The organism is Nocardia sp. NPDC004415, assembly GCF_053602435.1.
Map to the genome: position 1 here is coordinate 20,051 of NZ_JBSGDP010000046.1, position 22,175 is coordinate 42,225.

The following is a 22,175-nucleotide window of genomic DNA, read 5'->3' on the forward strand; positions in this document are numbered from 1 at the left end:
CCGAGGCGAAGCGTGAACTGGGCCTTCGCGGTGTCGGCGCGGCGTTTGCGGTGATCTTGCTGGCAGTGCTCGTGGTGCTGACCGGCTGCTCCTCCGACGGGCCGGGACCGGCCGCCGGGCCCGCCGCCGCTGTCGCGCAGGTCACCCTCGAGCCCGGTGACGGCGCGACCGACATCGCCCCGGCGGCGCCGATCTCGGTGCGCGTCGAGAGCGGCCGGATCGACCAGGTGGCCCTCACCAATGCCGACGGCAAGCAGGTCGCCGGCGAGTTCACCCCCGACCACACCGGCTACCGGATCACCGAACCGCTCGGCTACGGCGCCGCCTACACCTGGACCGGTGCCGCCACCGGCGCCGACGGCAAACAGGTGCCGATCGAGGGCGGCTTCCGCACGCTTACCCCGAAGTCGACCATCCCGGCCACGATCAATATCGGTGACGGCCAGGAGGTCGGGATCGCGGCGCCGATCATCGTGAAGTTCACCGGACCGGTCACCGACAAGGCCGCCGCGGAGAAGGCGCTCACCGTCACCACGAGCACCGGCACCGAGGGGTCGTGGGCGTGGCTGCCCGACGACAACGGGTCGCGGGCGCACTGGCGGCCCAAGACCTACTGGACCCCCGGCACCACCGTGCACGTGGCCGCGAAGCTCTACGGCGTCGACCTGGGCGGCGGGGTCTACGGCGACTCCGATCTGACCTCCGATTTCACCATCGGCCGCAGCCAGGTGGTGATCGCCGACGCCCCCAGTCACCGGATGCAGGTGGTGCGTGACGGTGCCACGATCTTCGATTTCGCGGTGTCCTACGGCGAGGGCAACGAGGCGCGCAATGTCACCCGCTCGGGCACCCATGTGGTCACCGAGAAGTACGAGGACTTCCTCATGTCGAACCCGCCGTTCTACACGAATGTCCGCGAACGCTGGGCGGTGCGTATCTCCAACAACGGCGAGTTCATCCACGCCAATCCGGAATCGCTCGCCGCGCAGGGGTCGTCGAATGTCACCAACGGCTGCATCAACCTCTCGCCCGGCGATGCCCAGTCCTACTTCCCGACCGCGCTCTACGGCGATCCGGTCGAAGTGACCGGCACCTCCATCGACCTCTCGGCCGCCGACGGCGACATCTACGACTGGGCGATCGACTGGCCCACCTGGCAGTCCATGTCGGCACTGGCCGGGTCCACCCCGTCCGGGGGAGTGGCCGCCCAGCCGCGCTGACGCGCTGCGTGTCGAGGCCGGATGCGCCGTCCCCGCGGCATAGTCTCTGCTGGTCGGAGCGGTGTCAACGGAGGGAGCAGGCCGTGTCGGATCTCGTCCTCGTCGCGGGCACGGTGATCACCATGGACCCCGATCGGCCGCGCGCCGAGGCCGCGGCGGTCTCGGGTACGCGCATCGTCGCCGTCGGCACGCTCGCGGAGTGTCAGGCGGCGCTCGGGCCCGACGCGCAGGTGATCGACACCGGCGCCGCCGCGCTGCTGCCCGGCTTCGTCGAGCCACACGGGCATCCCTTCCTGGGCGGGGTGAGCACCCAGCCGCCGGTCGGGCTGATCGCGCCGTGGGTCGCGCCCACCTGGGACGACGTGCTGGCCGTGTTCCAGCAGGCACTCACCTCGACCGACCCGGACGAGCCGCTGGTGTTCAGCGGCTTCGACGCGCTGCTGCACGAGCACGCGGCACCGCACGCGGCCGAACTCGACGAGATCTTCGGTGACCGGATCGCCGCCGTCCTCGACAACTCCGGGCACGGCATCTACTTCGGCACCGCGCTGATCCAGCGCTACGGCTGGGCCGACAACCCGCCGCCGGACCCCGAGGGCGGGCACTTCGGCCGCAATCCCGACGGCTCGCTCGACGGCCAGGGCTTCGAGGTGCCGGTGCTCGGGGCCGTCATGTACCCGCTGATCGACCACCTCGACGACCCGCTGCGGGCGGGCGCCCTGTTCCTCGCGGAGATGTCGCGCGCGGGCTACACCTCCACCTCCGACATGGCCTACAACCCCGACCAGAAACCCGCCTACGAGGCGCTCGCGGCCACGGTCTCGTGTCCGCTGCGGGTGAATCTGTGGGAGATGTCGACCACCGACACCTACGTCGACACCGACACCTTCGCCGCCGGTGACGAGATGCTGCGCAAGGCCGGGGTGAAACTGTGGACCGACGGCGCGGTGTGGGTGGGCAGCGCCGCCACCTCGTTCCCCTACCTCGACACCGAGGCCACCCGCCGCGCGAACATCGACCCGAAGACCGCGGGCGGCACCGGTGCGCTCAACTACTCCCGCGCCGACCTGGACGCCATCCTGGACAAGGCCGCGCCCGCGGGCTGGCAGATGTCTTTCCACTCCAACGGTGACCTGGCCGTCGAACTGGCCCTCGACGCCTACGAGGCCGCCCTGCGCCGCTACGACCTGCTCGGCACCGACCACCGGTGGCGCATCGAACACGTCGGCGGGGCGACCCGCGCGCAACTCGAGCGCGCCGCGAGCCTGGGCCTTTACCTGTCGATGTCGCCGTTCCAGACCTACTTCTGGGGCGACCTGCTCGACGGCCAGATCTTCGACCACGAACACGGCAGCCGCTGGCAGCCCACCGGCGACGCCCTGGCCACCGGCGCCTGCGTCTCCCTGCACAACGACGGACCCGTCTCCCCACCCTCGCCGCTGACCAATATCCAGACCGTGGTCACCCGCCGCACCCGCGCCGGGAACGTGCGCGGCGCCGAGCAGGCGATCCCGCTCGACGCCGCCTTCCGCGCCCAGACCATCGACGCCGCCCGCACGCTGCGCCGCGAACATCTGGTCGGCTCGATCGAGGTAGGCAAACTGGCCGACTTCGTGGAGCTCTCCGCCGACCCGTTCACCGTCGACCCGGCCCGGCTCGCCGCCACCGTCGCGGTGCAGGGCACCTGGCTCGGTGGGCAGCGCATCGACCTCGACGCCTTCCTCGCGGGCCTGCCCACCCCAACCGACCCGAGCCCGCAGCCCCCGCTCGGCCGCTGCTGCTGACCTACGGGCCGTCCTCGTTCAGGCGGCGGCCAGGGTGGGCCAGCGCGGGTGGTCGCGGTCGATCACGTACGCGTGCGTGTGCTGGTAGTGGCGCGGTCCCACCTGGATCGCGTCGGCCAGGACGGCCGGGTCGACGGTGCCCAGCTCGTGGACGTGGGTGATCTCGGCGGGATCGTGCCGCGGCCACAGCCGCACCGCCGCCCCGGCACCCAGCCCCGCGATGACCGCCAGCGCGACCCAGGTGGTGGTGAACCCGGCGGTCGTGGCCAGCCAGCCGGTGATCGGGTAGGTGATCAGCCAGGCCACGTGCGAGAGCGAGAACTGGGCGGCGAACAGGGCGGGCCGGTCCTCGGCGCGGGCCGAGCGGCGCAGCACCCGGCCGGTGGGGGTGAGCACCAGGCCGTTGCCCGCGCCGATCACGGCCCACACCGTCAGCGCGGCGGCCCAGCGCCAGTCACCCGCGCCCGCGGTCGACAGCGCGATCGCCGCGGCGAGCCCGGCGACGAGCACCGCGGCGCCGGTCAGCATCACCGGCCGTTCCCCGCGCCGGTCCAGGACACGCGGCAGCGTCAGCGCCACCAGCATGGTGCCGAACCCGTTGGCGGCCAGCAGCAGCGCGACCGCCGACTGGGTGCCGCCGAGCACGTCACGCGCGTAGTTGACGGTATTGACCATCACCACCGAGCCCGCCGCCGCGACCACCAGGTTCAGCCCGAGCAGTCCGCGCAGCCGGGGTGTCGCCGCGAACAAGCGCAGCCCGGCCACCAGCCGCTCCCGGATCGCCCCGTCGCCGGTCACGGCATCCGGGACCCGCGCGGCCAGTACCAGGCCCACCGAGACGGCGAACCCGATCCCGGTGCCAACGAACAGCCAGTGGAAGCTGATCAGGCTCAGCGCCAGCGCGGCCAGCATGGGGCTCAGCAGCGTCTCCATGGTCGCCGCGAGCTGGGCGGCCGAGAGGGCCTGTGTGTAGCGGCGTTCGTCGGGCAGGATGTCGGGCAGCACGGCCTGGTAGGTGGGGGTGTAGGCGGCCGAGGCGATCTGCAACAGGGTGATCAGCACGTAGATCTGCCAGATCTGGTCGACGAACGGCAGCGCCAGCACGATCGCCCCGCGAATGCCGTTGAGCGCCACCAGGAACTGCCTGCGCGGCAGCCGCCCGGCGTAGGCGCCCGCGATCGGCGCCACGGTGACGTAGGCGACCATCTTCAACGTCAGCGCGGTGCCGAGCACGATGGCGGCGTCGCCACCGGCCAGCTCGTAGGCGAGCAGCCCGAGCGCGACGGTGGTGAGACCGGTGCCGAACAGCGCCGCGACCTGCGCGGTGAACAGCAATCGGTAGTCGCGGTGGGCGAACAGTGCGGTGCTCATGACATCTCCCATGATCGCATATCTGCGTATGAATGCAATAAGCGGATAAGCGTGTGGGATATTCCCGCACCCTGAAGAACCTGATCGACCTGCACCACACCCAGTGGCAGGCCAAACCCGTCGGCTTCGTCTCCTACGGCGGCATCTCCGGCGGCCTGCGCGCCGTGGAACACCTGCGCCCGGTCTTCGCCGAACTCCACGCCGTCACCGTCCGCGACTCCGTCGCCTTCCCCAACCCCTGGCCCCGCTTCGACCCCACCGGCACCCTCTTGGACCCCGACGCCGCCGAATCAGCCGCCGCGACCATGCTCGACCAACTCACCTGGTGGGCCGAAGCCCTCCGCACCGCCCGCACCACCCACCCCTACGGAAAGTGAACTCCGGCGTGAGGGTCAGACCGATTCGGTGGCGCGGTCCTTGCTGAGTTGTTCGGTTTCCTCGGTGCTCAGGCCGTGTTGCTTGGCCAGTAGGTCGCGGATCTCGATGAGGAGTTCGGTTTCGGTGGGCTCGGCGTCCTTGGTGGTGCCGAACTTGTTCTTCAGCGACTTCATCGGCAGCATCAGCACGAAGTAGAGCACCGCGGCGACCACGAAGAAGTTGATGAAGGCGGTGACGATCGGGCCGACGGCGATGAAGGTGGCCGGCTTGCCCGCGATCAGCTGCACGCCCAGGCCCAACTCGTTGGTCGAGCCGAACACCGCGAGCAGCGGGTTGACCAGTCCCTTGGTGAACGCGGTGACCACGGCGGTGAAGGCGGTGCCCATGACCACCGCGACTGCGAGGTCGATGACGTTCCCGCGCATCAGGAAGTCTTTGAACCCGTCGAATACGGACTTGATACTGCGCATCGGTGGAGCACTCCTCATCCTGGCTATCGGCAAACGTGGTGATGCTAACGACCTCCCCGCCGCGTAGCGAATTCACAGCTACGCGACAGGGTGGGTCATGGGCAGTATCGGTGCCGACGGGCCGGGCCGCCACCCGGGCGGCGCGAGGCCCCGGATCGGTTGTCCGGTCCGGGGATTGAACGCCGCAGGTCAGGAGCGCCGGGCGAAGCTGCCGGGACCGGCCTGGTCACGGGGCTTGACGACGATGGTGTCGAGGTTCACGTGCGCGGGACGCGACGCGACGAAGCCGACGATCTCGGCGATGTCGGCGGCGTAGAGCGGGTCGATGCCCTCGTAGACCTTGGCCGCGCGCTCGGCGTCTCCGTCGAAGCGGACCAGCGAGAACTCGGTCTCCACCGCGCCGGGCGCGATCTCGGTGAGCCGCACCGGCTGGCCCAGCAGTTCCTCGCGCAGGGTGCGGTGCAGCACGGCCTGGGCGTGCTTGGCCGAGGTGTAGCCGGAGCCGTTGGGGTAGGCGTGCAGCGCGGCGATCGAGGTGATGGTGACGATGAGGCCGTCGCCGGAGGCGATCAGTTTGGGCAGCAGCGCCTTGGTCAGGCGCAGGGTGCCCAGCACGTTGGTCTCCCACATCCAGCGCCAGTCGTCGAGGTCGGCATCGAGCACCGAGGCCAGGCCCTTGGCGCCGCCCGCGTTGTTGACCAGCACGTTCACCTCGCCGATCGCGTCGGTGAACGCGCGCACCGAGTCCTCGTCGGTGACGTCGAGTTCGAGCGCGGTGCCACCGATCTCGTCGGCCAGCTGCTTCACCCGATCGAACCGCCGCGCCCCGACGTAGACGTGGAAACCCTGCGCGGCGAGTGTGCGGGCGGTGGCTTCTCCGATTCCGGAACTGGCGCCGGTGACGACGGCGTGACGAGTGCTCATGCGCCGATCCTATTCGCCGCCGATTCGCCCGTGCCATGGCTCCGATCACGGTGCGTTCTACCCTGTCGGCATGGCTATTCGCGATGCTGTCAGTGCCGAGGGAACCAGGATCGTCTACCGGGTGACCGGCCCGGAGACGGGCAGGCCGCTGGTGCTGCTGCACGGCTGGGCGGGCAATCTGCGCTGCTGGGGCGCCGCCGCCGACGACCTCGCCCAGCGCTACCGGGTGATCGCCGTCGACCTGCGCGGCCACGGCTACTCCGACGATCCGGGCACCGGCTACGACGATCCCAAGGCCTGGGCCGCCGACGTGGCCGCCGTGCTCGCGGCCGAGGGCATCGAGTCCGGTGCGGTGCTGCTGGGCTGGTCCTACGGCGGCATCGTCGCGACCGACTACCTGGCCACCCACGGCACCGGGGCGGTCGCCGGTGTCGTCTACTGCGGCGCGCCCGCCCACATCGGCCGCGAGGTGCCCGGCGCGGCGCCCGGTCCCGCGATGGAGAAGGCCATTCCTGGCGTCTTCGACGAGGCCGCGGGCCGGGCCGTGCGCGCCTTCGCGGTGTTCGGCAATGCCAATACCGGCCCCGGCGAGGACAAGGGTCCCGACGCGCAGCGCCTGTTCGGCGGCAGTCTGGCCACCCCGCCCTCGGTGCGCAAGGCGCTGTTCTACCGCACCGTCGACAACACCGAGACCCTGCGCGCCCTCGATGTCCCCGTGCTGGTCCTGCATGGCACCGCCGACCCGGTGGTGCCCGTGGACAACGGCCGCTACATCGCCGAGAACGCCCCCGACGCCCGCGCCTCCTATTGGGATGGCGCCCAGCACGGCCTGTTCATCGAGGACCGTGCGCGTTTCGTGGCCGAGGTGGGCGAGTTCGTCGACGGCCTGTGAAGGGCTAATGTTTCAGAAGTGACTCCGGCGCAGGTCGGAGCCCTTTACCCTGTGTGACGCGGCCTGTTCGGCGGCCGGTCATGGAGGTGACGCATGAGCGTCGGGACGCGATGTCTGCTGTTCGTGCTCACGGCCGGACTCCTGCTCGGGCACGCGGTGGCCTCGGCCGAGCCCGCCGGGCGCACCGCCGACGCGGCGTGGATCGTCTCGGCGTCGCCGGGCCCGGGCCGGGTGGTCGAGCTGGTCGTGTACTCGGTGGCCATGGGCAAACCGGTGACCGTCACCGTGCTGCCCGCCGCCGACCCCACCGCGAGCGCCCCGGTGCTCTACCTGCTCAACGGTGTCGACGGCGGCAGCGGACCCGACGGTGACTGGCACACCGGCGGAAACTGGCTGACCCGCACCGATATCGCCGAGTTCCTGGCCGGCGAACAGGTCACCGTGGTGATGCCGGTCGGCGGCGCGGGCAGTTACTACGCCGACTGGCGCGCCGACGACCCGGTCCTGGGCCGTCAGCGCTGGGCCACCTTCCTCACCAGGGAACTCCCGCGCGTGATCGACGCCGGATTCCACGGCAGCGGCGCCAATGCCGTGGCCGGGGTGTCGATGGCGGGCACCGCGGCCTTCCAGCTCGCCCTGGCCGCGCCGCGCCTGTACCGCGCGGTGGCCTCCTACAGCGGCTGCGTGGCGACCAGTGGTCCGCAGGGCCACGCCATCGTCAACACCGTCGTCTCCGGCCAGAACGGCGACCCGGTGAACATGTGGGGACAACCCGGCGACCCGCTCTGGGCCGCCAACGACCCCTTCCTGCACGCCGACCGCCTGCGCGGCCTCGCCCTCTACATCGCCTCCGGCACCGGCCTGCCCGGCCCCCTCGACACGGTCGACGGCCCCGGCCTGCGCGGCGACTCGATGAAACTGCTCGACCAGCTCCTCATCGGCGGCGCCCTCGACGCCGTCACCGGCCTGTGCACCCAGCAACTCGCCACCCGCCTGGCCGAACTCGACATCCCCGCCACCGTCGACCTGCGCCCCACCGGCACCCACTCCTGGGGCTACTGGCGCGAGGACTTCCACCGCTCCTGGCCACTGTTCGCCGCCGCCCTGAACGACTAGCGACTAGCGGCGCAGACCGGCGGCGGCGGAGACGAACAGGGTCGAGCACACCCTGGTCAGCACGTCGGGCGACTGGCTTCTTCCGGTCATCATCCAGTCCACGAGCAGGTTGTTCACCGCCCCCGACAGTGCGATGGCGGTGAGCCGGGTGTCCTCGTCGGCGGCATCGACGCCGGGCTCGATCGCCGACACGGCCCCGATCAGCTCCGCGAACGCCCGCAGTACGCCATGGCGCAATTCCTCGATCTCCGCCGATACCCCGACCACCTCGATCAGGATCACACGCGCCCGCCGGGGATCGTCGGTCAGATGACCGATGAACGCCGCCAGCCCGTCGTGCGCCGCCGCCGCGACCTCGGCGGTCCCCGCCGCGGCGACCGCGGCCTCCGTCGCCACCCGCAGGTCGGCGACCAGGTCGTTGTACAACCCGACCAGACAGGCTTGGCGATCCTTGAACGACTCGTAGAAGTACCGTTCCGTCAGCCCCGCCGTCCGGCAGATCTGTTTCACCGAGGTCGCCGCGAACCCGTCGGTCCCGAACAGTTCCAGCGCGGCCTCCAGGATCGCCGCCCGGCGCGCACGGGTCCGTTCCTCGGCGTCCATCCCGGAATAGCGCCGTCCCGGCCGTTCCGGTGGTGGCGTGGCCATACCTCGCTCCGTCCTCCCGCTCGCCGCTGTCGCTTCCCATCCTGGCGTACGCCGGGATCGGCGGGGCGCGCCCGTTACCGCTGGATGGCGGTGTGGAAGGTGGTGCGCAGGGTGTGGAGGTAGCGGTCGACGGCGCGGTGGGCGGTGGGGGTGTCGGGGTAGACGGCGCTGAGGGTGGTCGTGGTGGGCAGGCGGGTGATCCAGAGGAGGACTTCCTCGGTGGCAGCGCGGTCGGCGTAGACGCCGGTCGGGGTGCCGGGGAAGTACCCGTTGCCCGCGCAGTCGCGGGCGTCGACGTAGGAGATCATGGGGGCCGTCCAGCCGGGGCGGGCGGCGATGTCGGGGTCGTCGGCGGCGAGTTCGAGGACGCGGTGCGGGGAGACGGCGGCGAGGGTGCGGCCGTGTTCGTAGGCGCGCTGGGCGGCGGCGAGGGTGCGGGCGAAACCGGCGGTGGCGCCGATCGGGAAGGCGACCGGGACGAGGCTGACGTACCAGCCCACGGAGACGCGTTCGGCGAGGGTGGACCGGGTGCCGAGCGGCGACAGGGCGAAGTAGTAGTCGCTGTCGAGGAGTTCGCGTTCGGTCAGCGCGGCGGCGGCGAGGATTCCGCCGAGGAAGTCCGCGCCGTGCTCGCGGCAGATCTTCTCGAAGCGCAGCGCGGTGGCCTCGCCGAACAGGTCGATGGTGCGGTGCGCGCTGCGGTGGTAGGTCTCGTGGCCCCGGCCCAGATCCAGGGGAAAGGCGGGGAATTCGCCGTCGTTGCCGCGCAGGAGTTCCAGCCAGCGGCGTACCCCGGGCGAGGTGCGGGTGAGTTCGGCCGAGGCGGCGCGCTCGCGGGCGCAGTAGGCGAGGAAACCGGCGGGCCGGGTGAGAGTCCCGATGTTCCGGCCTGTTTCGTACAGGTAGAGGTGCGTGAGTTCGAAGCACGAGATGTATTGGCCCACACCGTCGGTGTGCAGGTGGTCGATGGCCAGGTAGAGCGTGGTGGACTGGCCGTGCTCGATCGCGCCGAAGGTGAAGCAGTGCCATTCGAACGGGCCCGGCGTGCTCTGCCGGACGTGCGCGCGGACCCGGTTGCCGTCGGCGAGGCCGTGATCCACCGCGACGAACTCGATGTGGGCCGGGTCGACGAGGTGTCTGCCGAAGGTGCCGTCGGGTGCACGGTCGAACCAGCTGTGGAAGGTGTCGTGGCGGCGCAGGAAGGCGTTGACGGCGCGGGTCATCGCGTGCCGGTCGAGCACACCCGGCACCACCGTGGTCGTCACGCACAGCCCGGAGAACCGGAACGCGGCCTCGCGATGCCGGTACGCCGTCGCCAGATACTGCTCCTGCTGATGCGAGGGCGGCACCGGATGACGCGGCGCCCGCGCGGCCCGCGCCACCGATCCGGCGCGGGCGTGCCAGCTCACCAGCCGTCCGGTGGCGGGGTGCCATTCCTCGAGGAGACCGAAACCGACCACGCGGCTAGGTCCGTTCGCGGCCGGGCAGCGCGAGGGCGAGCGCACCCATCGCGAGGGCGATGACCGAGACGGCGGCGAACATGGTGAGCGCCCCACCGAGGGTGTGCGCGCGGAAGAACACGGCGCTGAGCAGCGCGAGCCCGAGCCCGTTGCCCACCTGTTCGATGGTCGGCAGCAGCCCGGACGCGTCGTCCATGCGCTGCTGTGACAGCCCCGCCAGCATCATCGGCGGCAACTGCACCCCGAACACGCCGACCCCGGTGCCCGCGACGAAGATCGGCACCAGCGCGATCCGCAGGTCGACGGTGCCGTCGGTGAACCACAGATACGTCGCCCCGATGGCCACGCACACCCCGAACCACGCGATCCCCGCCGCGATGGCCCGCGCGCCCCACCGCGCGATCAGCCAGGGCGAGGCCAGCGCGCCCGCCCCGGCGCCGAGGGCGAAGGGCGTCATGGCGACACCGGTGCGCAGCGGCGAGAACCCGACGATGTCCTGCAACGTGATCGAGATGGCGAAGACGAAGGCGGTGAACAGCCCGAAGAACATCGTCACCAGGATCGAGCCGACCGCGAATCCACGGTCCTCGAACAGCGCCAGCCGCACCAGCGGCGTGCGCGACGAACGTCGCTGCTGGACAAGGAAACCCGCGCCGATCCCGAGCGCGACGAGCAGCACCGCGGCCGGCCCGATCCGCCACCCGTCCTGCTGCACCGCCGCCAGCGCCGACAGCAGCAGGAACAGGCTCACCGTCGAGAGCGCCGCCCCGGCCAGATCGAGTCGCCCGCGCTCGCGCGCCGGTCCCAGATGCAACCACCGGAAGGCCAGCGCGAATGCCAGCGCACCGAGCGGCACATTGATGAGGAACACCGAATGCCAGCCGGTACCAGCGATATTCGCGGTGATCAGCACGCCGCCGACGATGGGTCCCAGCATGCCGCCGAACCCCGCCGTGCCGCCGTACACGGCGAACACCAGCGGATGCCTGCTGCGCGGAAAGCTCGCGGTGAGAATGGCGATGGTCTGCGCCGCCATGGCTCCACCGGCGACACCCTGCGCCACACGCGCGACGATCAATTCCACGGCACTGCCCGACATCGCGCACCACACCGAGGCGGCCGTGAACGCGATCACCGAGCCGAGGAACAACCATCGCCGCCCGAACATCGCCCCGAGCCGGGCCGCCGGGAGCAGCGTGCAGGCGAAGGCCAGCGAGTACGCGGTGACCACCAGCAGTTGCTGGGCGGGGGAGGCGCGCAGGTCGGCGGTGATGCTGGGCAGGGCGGTGTTGACGATCGTCACGTCGATCATCTGCATGAACACCGCGATCAGGCAGCCGGCGAAGGCGGGCCAGGCGCCGTGGCGGGTGCCCGGCGCGGTCGCCCGCTGATCCGGTCCTCCGCCGGCGGGCCTCGTCGCGTCGGCGATCTGCCCTTCGGGGGTCATCGCACGCCTCCCAGCGCCACGGTCGGCATGTGGTCGTGCTCGCCCTCGTCGAGTGCGGACAGTTCGGCGTGTAGGCGCGCCTGCGTCGAATCGTCCTCGGCGGCGATCTGGGCGATGAACCTGCCGGTGTGGCGCAGGTGCGGGAACGCGGCGGCCAGCCGGGACCAGTCGGTGGGGATGATCGCGGCCCGGGTGAGGCCGAGGCGCAGGGCCTGTTCGAGGTATCCGGTGCCGTCGGCCGGGTCGATCGGCGCGAACCCGGCCGTCTTCTCGTCGGCGGCCGTGCCTGCGGTGGCGCCCGACAGGTGTCCCCAGCCCACACACAGCACCCGTTCGCCCGCCCTGGCCCACTGTTCGGCCAGTGCCTCGACGGCGAGATCGGCCGCGCTGTGGTTGTAGCGGCCGCCGAGGCCGAACATCGAGTCGGCCGAGGAGTACAGGACGAACATGTCCAGCTCGATGCCCGCGTTGCTCACCGCGCGGTGCAGCATCCGCGCGCCCTGCGCCTTCGGCCGGTACACCCGGGTGAGTTCGTCGAGGTCCATCAGCCCGATCCGGTTGTCGGCGACAGCACCCGCCGCGTGACAGATACCGCGCAGCGGATACCCGGCGCGGTGCGCCCGTCCCACCACCTCGGTCACCGCCACCAGATCGGCGATGTCCGCGAGCTCCTCGACCACCTCGACGCCGTGCGCGCGCCACGCCTCGATCTGCTGACGCGCGTCGGCACCGCGCGCCCCGTCCCGGTCCACCAGCACGAGCCGCCGGGCCCCCTTGCTCACCAGCCAGCGCCCGGTGGCCAGCCCGAAACCGCCGAATCCGCCGCTGATCAGGTAGGTCGCGGCGTCGTGGATCGGCACCTCGGGAAGCTGTGGCCGCACCGGCGGGGCGGTGTCGTCCATGCTCAGCGCGATCCGGCCGATTCGCGGTGACCGGATCACCTCGTCGAAAGCCCTTGCCACCTCATGTGTTTCAAACACCTCGAAGGGCAGCGGCTGGTAGGCACCCGCCTCGAGCTTCGCGTACACGCTGCGCAACAGGTCGGCGAGCTGCATCGGGCGCACCGCGCACATGCGGTCCAGGTCGACGGAGAAGTATGAGAGGTTCTTGTCGAAGTTGCCCAGTTCCAGCAGGCCGCCGGTGTACACGTCGGCCTTGCCGACCTCCACGATGCGGCCGAATTCGGTGACGGCGCGGAAGTTCTGGCGCAGGATCTCACCCGGCGCGGTGTTGAGCACCACGTCCACGCCGACGCCGTCGGTGAGCCGGAGCACGTCGTCGGCGAAATTGAGCGAACGCGAGTGCAGCGCGTGATCCACGCCGAGGGTGCGGATATGCGCGCGCCGCTCGGGCGTGCTCGCGGTGCCGATGATGCGGGCCCCGCGCGACCTGGCCACCTGCACGGCCGCCGAGCCGACCCCGCCCGCCGCGCCGTGGATCAGCACGGTCTCACCGGGCAGCAGCCGGGCCAGGTCCAGCAGCGCGTACTCGGCGGTGCCGAAAGCGGTGCTGCTGGTGCACAATCCGGGCTCCGCGTCGGCGGGCAGGCGGATGGCGGCGTACTGGTCGACCAGGTGGTAGCGGCGCATCATGTCCTTGGCCGCGATGGCGACCAGGTCGCCCTCGGCCAGCGCGGTGACCCCCTCGCCGAGCCGCACCACCGTGCCGACGCCTTCCATGCCCGGCGAGGTGCCGAAGAAGGTGCCCGCCAGTTCGCGTTCCCCGAGCAGGCCCATCACCTTGAGCGGGTCCTTGTAGTTGAGCCCGATCACCCGCATCCGCACCTCCACCTGCCCCGGTTCGGGATCGCGCCGGGTGCTCGCCCGCCACGACAGGCCCGAGAGCAGCCGCGATGCCGGTAGCTCGAGGGCGAAATCGGCCGCCGGGTCCGCCAGCGGATGCGCGGTGCCGAGTTCGTCGATGCGCTCCTGGATCCGTTTGGTCACCATCGGCGCCCAGCGGGTGCCCGCGCGCAGCAGGATCTCGTCGGTGCCATCGGCGGTGAACGCGCCCGGCACCCCCAGTTCGCCGACGAGCGCCCCCAGCTCCGTCGCGGGATCGACATCGATCAACCGCCACCGCAACCCCGTCTGCTCGGTGAGCAGCACCCGCCGCGCCCCCGCCAGCGCCCGATGCCGGTACTGCGGTTCGGCGGCGTCATCGGGCAGCACGAAAGCCTGCTCGGTGACGAGCGTGACGTCGATCAGCCCCTCCCCGAGCGCGGGCACCACCTCCCCGGGCGCCACCAGCGTCTCGGCGAATTCACCCAGCGTGACGGCGATCTGCTTCAGCATCCAGAGAGCGGCGAGGTCATCGTGGACGGTCCCCACGACCAGGCAGACGTGCAGGCGATCGCGCCGGGTTGAACCGGACCGCCCGGTGTCGCCGGGCGCGGACTCCGCCGCTGGACGGGCACGAGTGGATGTCTTGCTGCCAATCGTCGACTGGTGCGCGGAGTCGACCGAAGCGAGCGCGCGGCCGGTTGGCGAGCTGTCGGAGGTGGGCGAGTGTGGGGGCTTGGCGGAGGTGTGCGCGGGGTGTCCGGGCGAGCTGTCGGCGGTCGACTGCTGTGCGGAGTCGGCCGAAGCGAGTGCGTGGCTGGTGGGCGCGCTGTCGGCGGTGGGCGGGTGTGGGGGCTCGGCGGAAGCGCGCGCGGGGTGTCCGGGCGAGCTGTCGGCGGTCGACTGCTGTGCGGAGTCGGCCGAAGCGAGCGCGTGGCCGGTTGGCGAGCTGTCGGCGGTTGGCGAGTGTGTGGGCTCGGCGGAGGTGTGCGCGAGGTCGGGGGTGAGCGGGTGGGGGGTTTTGGCCGAGCGCAATGCGTGGACGGCGGCGTAGAGGTGTTGGGTGAGTTCCTCGGTGACGTAGGTCGTTTCGGTGGGGTCGGTGGTGGGTTCGGCGTGGTGGAGGACGGCGGCGGGGAGGGCGCTCGCGAGCTGGCGGGCGCGGGGGCCGGAGCCCAGGGCGATGACGATGGTGGCGGTGTCGTCCGCGCTCGGCAGCCCGGTGGGGTCGAGGGGTGGGCGGGGCTCGAATTCGTCGGTGTAGCAGATCTCGGCCATGCGGTGCAGGGGACTGGCGGCGGGGTCGAGGGCACCGACCTGGACGCCGAGCAACTGCAGGCAGCGGGTGCCGGAGGCGTCGAGCAGTTCGACATCGGCGCGCAGCCGGGCCGTCGGGTCGCGGCGGGCCAGCACGGTGACCTGCTCGGGCAACGCGCCGAACAGACGCACCGCGTCCACGGCGACCGGCACCAGCGCGCCCGCGCCGAGCGCGTCGTCGGCGAACAACAGCGCCGCCACCTGCACGGCCGCCTCGACCACCGCCGGATGCGCGAGATGCCCCGACCCGGCCGCGATCCCCGCGTCGACCGTCGCCACCACCGTGTCGCTGTCGGCGCGTACCGAGGTGACCCGGCGGAAGGCGGGCCCGTACCGCAACCCCCGTGCCGCCAGTGCCGAGTAGAACTGCTCGGGCTCGAACTCGGCCGCCGAATCCAGCACGGGGACAACCATTTCGGTGGCCTCGAAACTGCCGTTGAGCACCCTGCCCGTCGCGTTCACCGTCCACACCGTGCCGGTCGCGCCGCGCGAGCGGATCAGGAACCGGCCGCTGGCCTCCTCCACACTCAGTTCCAGCAGCGGCGCATCGGGGGAGTTCATGGTCACCGGGGCGACGAACCGCACATTCTCCAGCGCCACCCGGCACTCGCCCCGACGCAGCGCCGCCGCGCTCAGCGCCGCGTCCAGGTAGGCCGCGCCCGGCAGGACCCGCATCTCGCCCACGACATGGTCGGCCAGCCACGGCAGCGTCTCGGGGTCGACCCGCAACAGCCTGCCCGGCCTGCCCTCCGGGTCCGGATCGCCGAGCATGGCGTACGAACCCCGCCGCTGCTCGGACGCCGGCGGCGCGGGCCGTAGCAGGATGCGCTGCCAGGGATAGCCGGGCAGCGGCTGGTGCGGTGGCGTGGGCTCCTCCGGCGGGAACAGCGCGTCGAGGTCGAGCGCGCCCGCGCGGTAGAGCCCGGCGACGGTGGCGCGGATGCTGTGCGCGTCGGGCTGTTCGCGATCGAGGGTGGGCACGATGGCGCCGGTCTCGCTCAGTTCGAGCAGCAGGTCGTGGATGTTGCCGGAGAGCACCGGATGCGGGCCGACCTCGACGAACACCCGGCTGCCCGCACCGATCAGCGCGGTCATCGCGTCGCAGAAGCGCACGGTCCGGCGGACATTCGCGCACCAGTACTCGCCGTCCCATTCGCCCGCGCCGACCGGCGCGCCGGTGACCGTGGAGTACAGCGGAATCCGCGGTGCTCGGGGATCGAGATGGGCCAGCGCCGTGCGCAATTCGGACAGGATCGGGTCCATCATGCGGCTGTGGTACGGCACCTCCACCCGCAGCCGCCGCGCGAAAACTCCCTGTTCGGTGAGCATTTCGGCCAGCTCGTCGAGCTCTTCCGGATCACCGGCGAGGGTGAGGGCGTGCGGGCTGTTCACCGCGGCGATATCGATCGCGGGCCCGATCAGCCCGGCCGCCCGCTCCGCACTCAGCCCGGCCGCCAGCATGCCGCCCGACCCGGCGGTGATCGACTGCAACCGGGCCCGGTGATAGGCGACGGTCACCGCCTCACGCAGCGTCAGCACGCCCGACACATACGCCGCCGCCACTTCCCCGACGCTGTGACCGACGATCGCCCCGGGCCGGATGCCCTGGGCGGCCAGCTCGTCGACCAGCGCGACCTGCACCAGGAAGTTCGCGGGCTGGGCGATCATGGTCGCGGTCACCCGCGACTCCTGCTCCGGCCGCAGCAGTTCCCCGATGATCGACCAGCCCGCCACCTCGTGGAACGCCGCGTCGACCCGCTGTGCCGTCGCGGCGAAAGCGCCCTCGGCGCACAGCAGTTCACGCGCCATGCCCCACCACTGCGGACCCATGCCGGAGAACACGAACACCGGATCGGCACCGCTCCCGGCGACCGTGCGGGTCGCGTCGCGACCGGCGCCCGCGGCGTATCCGCGCAGTTCACGGATCAATTCGGGCGCGCCGTCGAGGAGCACACCGGTGCGGAACGGGTGGTGTGCCCGCCGGGTCCAGGCCGCTTCGGCGAGCCGGTCCGGGTCGGCGCCGTCGGCGAGCAGGTCGGCGAAACGGTCTGCCATGGCACGGCAGGCCGCCGCGCTGTGCGCCGAGATCGGCAGGACTCCATAGTGTTTCGGCACTCGCGGGGGAGCTGGTTCGGTGGCCGCCTTCGAGCGGACGACAGGGCGGCCGTCCGGGTCGGACACGCCGCCCTCGAGCACCGCGTACACCCGGTCGCCGTCGCGCACGGCGTCGTCGAGCCGTCTGAGCACCACCATGCGCGGGCCCTCGCCGTGCCCGTCGCTCGCCGGGTTCACCCCGCCCGCCAGCGCGATGGTGCAGTCGCCGTCGGTCAGCGCCCGGCAGGCCAGGGGCACCGCGGCCGGCGAGGATGAGCACGTGTGCGCGGGGCCGGTGAAGCCGAGTACGTCGGCGACGCGGTCGATCCCGACCCCGCCCACGTACACCCCGACCGAGTGTCTGCCGACCTTCCCGGCCAGGCCCGCGTCGTCCATCGCCTCCCAGACGACCTCGAGCAGCACACGCTGCCGTGGGTCCAGGTCGGCGGCCTCGCGATGCGGAATTCCGAAGAAATCAGGGTCGAACTCCACTGGATTACTGTCGTCGCGCTTTTCGGCGAAGAAATCCCAGAATGATTCCGGTGAGTCTATTCCGCCGGCGAATCGGCAGCCGATTCCCACAACAGCGATGTCCGACATGATTCCTCCGCATCGGGGCACCCGAAACGGCATGTGCCCGGTCAGCGCAGCGTAGGTTGCCAGGAACCGCACCGGCGGAGGTAGTAACGTGGTTCGTCCACGGCACCAACGTGATAAGGCCGTGATTGTGACAGGACACCGACGGGTCGGCATCCTGCATTCGCGCACAGGGGCGCGGAAAATCTTCTGGTAATCGTCACAATGTTTTCCCGAATCCGTGTGTAGCGTTCAAAGATGTCGTTGGATCGCGAGCAGGGAACAGGATTCGGCGTCGAGATCGGAGTTCGATGATGTCTGGTCGGGCAAGAGGCGCGCGGATCGTCGTCGCGGCGGTGGCCGCGCTGGTCACCGCGGTGGGTACGGCTGCCTACGCGCCCGCGACCCCCACCGACGCGGCGCGGATCGACGACCAGCGCACCGAGGCCGACAACACCATCGACATCGGCGTCTACTCGCCGTCGATGGACACGGTGAACCGGGTACGGGTGCTGCGCGCGGCGAACCCGGACGAGCCCGCGCCCACGCTGTACCTGCTCAACGGGGTCGGCGGCGGGGCCGACGGGAACTGGCTCGACCGCACCGATGTGGTGTCGTTCTTCAAGGACAAGCAGGTCAACGTCGTGATCCCGTTCGGCGGGGCGGGCAGCTACTTCGCCGACTGGCGCGCCGACGACCCGGTGCTGGGCAAGCAGCGCTGGACCACCTTCCTCACCAAGGAACTGCCGCCGGTGATCGACGCGGCCTTCGGCGGCACCGGCGCCAATGCCATTGCGGGACTGTCGATGGCGGGCACCTCGGTGTTCCAGCTGGCGCTGGCCGAGCCGGGGCTGTACCGGGCGATCGGGTCCTACAGCGGCTGTGTGCGCACCAGCGATCCGCGCGGGCAGGCCATCGTGCGCACGGTCGTGGGCAGCAGGCTCGGCAACGCGGCCAATATGTGGGGCCCGCCCACCGACCCGGCGTGGTCGGCGCACGACCCCTATCTGCACGCGGAAGCGTTGCGCGGCACCGAGGTCTACATCTCCTCGGGCACCGGTATCCCCGGCCCGCTCGATACCGTCGCCGCCCAGGGCGACCCGATCCAGCTCACCTATCAGCTGCTGTTCGGCGCGACGCTGGAGGCGGTCACCAATGTGTGCACCCAGCAGTTGCGCGACCGGCTCCAGTCGCTCGGCATCCCCGCGACGGTCGATCTGCGACCCACCGGCACGCACTCCTGGGGCTACTGGGAACAGGATCTGCACAAGTCGTGGCCACTGTTCGAGTCGGCGCTGAACAAGTGACCGGTGCGCCGACTTCGATGGCGAAAAATCGCTCGCGACGGCGGCCGGAATCGGGCACGCTCGATGGCGGACGCGGCGTGAACTCACTCACGAAACCGATGTGACAGCCGTCACCGATCCCGGTGGGGATGATGGTGGCGGCGTCGCGGCGTGCACACTGGAAGGTGTGAGTCAGCGTCGCCAGGATCTCTTGCCCCACCGCATCGCGGTGCTGTCGGTGCATACCTCACCGCTGGCCCAGCCCGGCACCGGTGACGCGGGCGGCATGAACGTCTACGTGCTCCAGACCGCGCTCGAACTCGCCAAACGCGGCACCGAGGTGGAGATCTTCACCCGCGCGACCTCCTCGGACCTGCCCCCGGTCGCCGAGGCCGCCCCCGGCGTGCTGGTGCGCCACGTGGTCGCCGGGCCCTTCGAGGGCCTCGACAAGCACGAGCTGCCCACCCAGCTGTGCCCCTTCACCGCCGAGGTGCTGCGCCAGGAGGCCCGGCACCTGCCCGGCCACTACGACCTCGTGCACTCGCACTACTGGCTCTCCGGCCAGGTCGGCTGGCTCACCCGCGACCGCTGGCGGGTGCCGCTGGTGCACACCGCGCACACCCTGGCCGCGGTCAAGAACGCCGCGCTGGCCGAGGGCGACACCCCCGAACCCGAGACCAGGGTGATCGGCGAGAAGCAGGTCATCGCCGAGGCCGACCGCCTGGTCGCCAACACCGCCGACGAGGCCGGTCAGCTCGTCGACCTCTACGGCGCGGCACCCGAGCGCATCGACGTGGTGCCCCCCGGCGCCGACCTGACCCGCTACCGGCCCGGCGACAAGCTCGCCGCGCGCGCCGAACTGGGCCTGCGTCCCGAGGAGCAGATCGTCGCCTTCGTCGGCCGCATCCAGCCGCTCAAGGCCCCCGATGTGCTGGTGCGCGCCGCCGCCGAACTGCTGCGCCGCGATCCCCGCCGTGACCTGCGCGTCCTCATCGTCGGCGGACCGTCCGGCACCGGTCTGGCCCGGCCTGACGCGCTCATCGAACTGGCCGCCGATCTCGGCATCGCCGAGCGGGTCACCTTCCTGCCGCCGCAGGCCCCCGACCGGCTGGTGCAGGTGTACCGCGCCGCCGACGTGGTGGCGGTGCCCAGCTACAACGAATCCTTCGGCCTGGTCGCCATCGAGGCCCAGGCCAGCGGCACCCCGGTGCTGGCCGCCGATGTGGGCGGGCTCGGCACCGCGGTCCGCGACGGTGAATCCGGCCTGCTCGTCGCCGGGCACCGCACCCCCGACTGGGCCGACGCGCTGGCCGCCCTGCTCGACGACCCCGCCCGGCTGGCCCGCATGGGCGCCACCGCGGTCGCGCACGCGAGCCGCTTCTCCTGGGCGCACACCGCCGAGGGCCTGCTCGACAGCTACGCTGCCGCCATGGCCGGATTCCGCGCCGAACGCGGCCCGATCGCCCTGCTCGCGGGCGACACCGGCCAGGCCAGATCGCGGGCGCTGTGGCGGCGCCGGACAGGAGTACGCAGGTGAACGCCGTATCGCAGGTGATCGACGAGACGCTGCGCGAGCGCGAGATCGAATACACCCGCCACGGCGAGGACACCTTCATCGTCGTGCTGCCGGGCGAGCGCAAGCTCAAGACCACGGTGATGCTGACCGTCGGCAAGCACGGCGTGCGCATCGAATCGTTCGTCTGCCGCAAGCCCGACGAGAACTTCGAAGGCGTCTACAAATACCTGCTGCGCCGTAACCGCCGCCTCTACGGCGTGGCCTACACCCTCGACAATGTCGGTGACATCTACCTCGTCGGCCGCACCTCGGCCGAATCGGTGACCCCCGACGAACTCGACCGGCTCTTCGGTCAGATTCTGGAAGCCGTCGACACCGACTTCAACGTGCTGCTCGAACTCGGCTTCGCCGAATCCATCCGCAAGGAATGGAAATGGCGGGTCTCGCGCGGTGAATCGCTGAAGAACCTGCGCGCCTTCGAGCACCTCATCGACGAGAAAGAGCTGTAACATTTGCGGCTGGCGCCGCGGGTTCTCGGCCTGTTCCCTTGATCTTCCCTCCCTGCGGGCACTCCTTCGTCGCACCCTCCGGTCAGTCCAGATCAAGGCGGCCGAGAACCGCGGTTCTACCTCAGCAGTTGGTCGGCACCGGCTCGTCGCGGAACCGCGACTCCACGTAGTTCCACGCATCCACGAACCCGGCCGCCGCGGCGGTCATGTGCTCGGAGATCTCGATCGTGGCCAGCTGCACCGGCGCGCCCTGAGCGCAGAAGTGCGCCACCGATTCGGCCACCGGACCGTACGGGGTCAGGGTGTCGTATTTGCCCTGCCAGATGTAGGTCGGCGCGGTCGGCGCCCCGGTGAAGTGCACGAGGCTGTTCTCACGCAGCACGCCGCGCGCCACCTCGCTGCTCATCAGGTCCTTCGAGGCCGCCATCTGCTCGGCATTGCGGAAGATGCCGTGGAACAACAGGAATCGGCGGCACGCGTCCTTGGTGAACTCGCGGAACCACAGCCCGTTCTCGTTGAGCGAGTCCGAGACCGGCACCTGCTGGGGATATTCCCGCTCGATGCCCATCGCCGCGGCGAAGGCCAGGCCGAAGCCGGGGTGCGGCGCGAAACCCAGTGCGTCGGCCATCAATTCGAGATCGGCCGGGATACCGCCCGCGACCACGGCGGCCAGCTTCAGCTCGGGGGCGTAGGTCGGCTGCAACGCACCGGCCCACGCGGTGGCCATGCCGCCACCGGAGTAGCCCGCGATCGCCACCGGCGAGTCGCTCACGCCCAGCTCGGCGACCTTCTGCACGGCCCGCACGCTGTCGAGGGTGACCATGCCGCTGAGCTTGGCCGCGCCGTAGGCGACGGTGGGCCCGAGGTAGTCGGGCACCGAGATGGCCCAGCCGCGCTGCAACGGCAGCATGGCGCCGGGCGCGTCCTGCAACTCGCCGTTGAACAGCGACTGCGAGGGGTTGCAGCGGGTGCCGATCGAGTTGATCAGCGCCTGGTAGGAGACCAGCGGCGGGTTCTTCACCCCCACCGGCATCAGGACGGTGGTCACGCCCATGATGGCGTTGCCCGCGGAGTTGGTGGAGCGGAACGCCACCTGCCAGCCCTCGGTGCCCGGGTACATCCAGGTGTCGACGCGGCGGGTACGCACGACGTCGCCGGGAGCCAATGTGCTGATGTCACTCGGTGCGCTGAAGAACGGGTCCGGATCCGGGGTCGGATACAACGGGTTCGCGCCGGCCGGTGCGGCGAGCACGCCCGCCGTCAACAGGCTCAACACCAGTACAACGAATTTCGACACAGCTATCCTTCATCAATGTAGTGCTGCCCAACTGTCACGACCCGACCCGTGTGGAAGTATCCAACGAAACGGCCCCGCGCGTACCGACC

Annotated in this window: 15 protein-coding genes and 1 pseudogene; 8 read left to right on the plus strand and 8 right to left on the minus strand. The window is 70.9% G+C overall.

All coding sequences use genetic code 11. From position 1 onward, the window contains the following. The first annotated feature begins 17 nt into the window (after positions 1-17). Positions 18-1,220, plus strand: coding sequence for a L,D-transpeptidase (locus ACWEMY_RS20750; protein WP_452391346.1), 1,203 nt, complete (start codon positions 18-20; stop codon positions 1,218-1,220). A gap of 83 nt (positions 1,221-1,303) precedes the next feature. Then, on the plus strand, positions 1,304-3,004 hold the full coding sequence (locus ACWEMY_RS20755) for an amidohydrolase (RefSeq protein ID WP_452391329.1): 1,701 nt from the start codon (positions 1,304-1,306) through the stop codon (positions 3,002-3,004). Between the two features lie 18 nt (positions 3,005-3,022). On the opposite strand, the gene ACWEMY_RS20760 is transcribed toward ACWEMY_RS20755, so the two are convergent. Further along, on the minus strand, positions 3,023-4,375 hold the full coding sequence (locus tag ACWEMY_RS20760; RefSeq protein ID WP_452391330.1) for an MFS transporter: 1,353 nt from the start codon (positions 4,373-4,375) through the stop codon (positions 3,023-3,025). 71 nt (positions 4,376-4,446) lie between these two features. Between ACWEMY_RS20760 and ACWEMY_RS20765 the strand changes: the two are divergent. Beyond that, a pseudogene (locus ACWEMY_RS20765) lies at positions 4,447-4,752 on the plus strand (NADPH-dependent FMN reductase); the annotation flags it as partial. A gap of 15 nt (positions 4,753-4,767) precedes the next feature. Here ACWEMY_RS20765 and mscL read toward each other — a convergent pair. Both mscL and ACWEMY_RS20775 read right to left on the minus strand, forming a co-directional pair. Next, the gene (gene mscL / locus ACWEMY_RS20770; RefSeq protein ID WP_375930472.1) at positions 4,768-5,223 is read right to left on the minus strand and encodes a large conductance mechanosensitive channel protein MscL; all 456 of its coding nucleotides are present in this window, start codon (positions 5,221-5,223) and stop codon (positions 4,768-4,770) included. Between the two features lie 189 nt (positions 5,224-5,412). Continuing rightward, positions 5,413-6,147 (minus strand): SDR family NAD(P)-dependent oxidoreductase, encoded by a 735-nt coding sequence (locus ACWEMY_RS20775; protein WP_452391331.1) that lies wholly within the window; start codon positions 6,145-6,147, stop codon positions 5,413-5,415. 70 nt (positions 6,148-6,217) lie between these two features. Here ACWEMY_RS20775 and ACWEMY_RS20780 point away from each other — a divergent pair, with 70 nt between their 5' ends. Together ACWEMY_RS20780 and ACWEMY_RS20785 are read left to right on the plus strand one after the other, a co-directional pair. Beyond that, the gene (locus ACWEMY_RS20780) at positions 6,218-7,039 is read left to right on the plus strand and encodes an alpha/beta fold hydrolase (protein WP_452391332.1); all 822 of its coding nucleotides are present in this window, start codon (positions 6,218-6,220) and stop codon (positions 7,037-7,039) included. A gap of 93 nt (positions 7,040-7,132) precedes the next feature. Then, positions 7,133-8,155 carry an alpha/beta hydrolase gene (locus tag ACWEMY_RS20785; RefSeq protein ID WP_452391333.1) on the plus strand — a complete coding sequence of 341 codons (1,023 nt, stop codon included), beginning with the start codon at positions 7,133-7,135 and terminating at the stop codon, positions 8,153-8,155. A gap of 3 nt (positions 8,156-8,158) precedes the next feature. On the opposite strand, the gene ACWEMY_RS20790 is transcribed toward ACWEMY_RS20785, so the two are convergent. The 4 genes from ACWEMY_RS20790 to ACWEMY_RS20805 form a co-directional block, all read right to left on the minus strand. Next, positions 8,159-8,803, minus strand: coding sequence for a TetR/AcrR family transcriptional regulator (locus ACWEMY_RS20790; protein WP_452391334.1), 645 nt, complete (start codon positions 8,801-8,803; stop codon positions 8,159-8,161). 74 nt (positions 8,804-8,877) lie between these two features. After that, on the minus strand, positions 8,878-10,263 hold the full coding sequence (locus tag ACWEMY_RS20795; RefSeq protein ID WP_452391335.1) for a condensation domain-containing protein: 1,386 nt from the start codon (positions 10,261-10,263) through the stop codon (positions 8,878-8,880). A 4-nt stretch (positions 10,264-10,267) separates the two neighbouring features. Beyond that, entirely contained in the window at positions 10,268-11,710 is a 1,443-nt protein-coding gene (locus tag ACWEMY_RS20800) for an MFS transporter (protein WP_452391336.1), read from the minus strand. Beyond that, positions 11,707-17,394: an SDR family NAD(P)-dependent oxidoreductase gene (locus ACWEMY_RS20805; protein ID WP_452391337.1), complete on the minus strand. Its 5,688-nt coding sequence runs from the start codon at positions 17,392-17,394 to the stop codon at positions 11,707-11,709. Before ACWEMY_RS20805 ends, ACWEMY_RS20800 begins: the two co-directional genes overlap by 4 nt. Before the next feature lie 398 nt (positions 17,395-17,792). Here ACWEMY_RS20805 and ACWEMY_RS20810 point away from each other — a divergent pair, with 398 nt between their 5' ends. From ACWEMY_RS20810 to ACWEMY_RS20820, 3 genes are all read left to right on the plus strand, one after another. Beyond that, positions 17,793-18,785: an alpha/beta hydrolase gene (locus ACWEMY_RS20810; RefSeq protein ID WP_375930448.1), complete on the plus strand. Its 993-nt coding sequence runs from the start codon at positions 17,793-17,795 to the stop codon at positions 18,783-18,785. Positions 18,786-18,942: 157 nt separating this feature from the next. Continuing rightward, a complete protein-coding gene (gene mshA / locus ACWEMY_RS20815) occupies positions 18,943-20,301 on the plus strand; it encodes a D-inositol-3-phosphate glycosyltransferase (protein ID WP_452391347.1) in 1,359 nt (452 codons plus the stop codon). After that, positions 20,298-20,789 (plus strand): YbjN domain-containing protein, encoded by a 492-nt coding sequence (locus ACWEMY_RS20820; protein WP_452391338.1) that lies wholly within the window; start codon positions 20,298-20,300, stop codon positions 20,787-20,789. Before mshA ends, ACWEMY_RS20820 begins: the two co-directional genes overlap by 4 nt. A gap of 121 nt (positions 20,790-20,910) precedes the next feature. Here ACWEMY_RS20820 and ACWEMY_RS20825 read toward each other — a convergent pair whose 3' ends face one another. Further along, the gene (locus ACWEMY_RS20825; RefSeq protein WP_452391339.1) at positions 20,911-22,086 is read right to left on the minus strand and encodes a lipase family protein; all 1,176 of its coding nucleotides are present in this window, start codon (positions 22,084-22,086) and stop codon (positions 20,911-20,913) included. Positions 22,087-22,175: the final 89 nt, after the last annotated feature.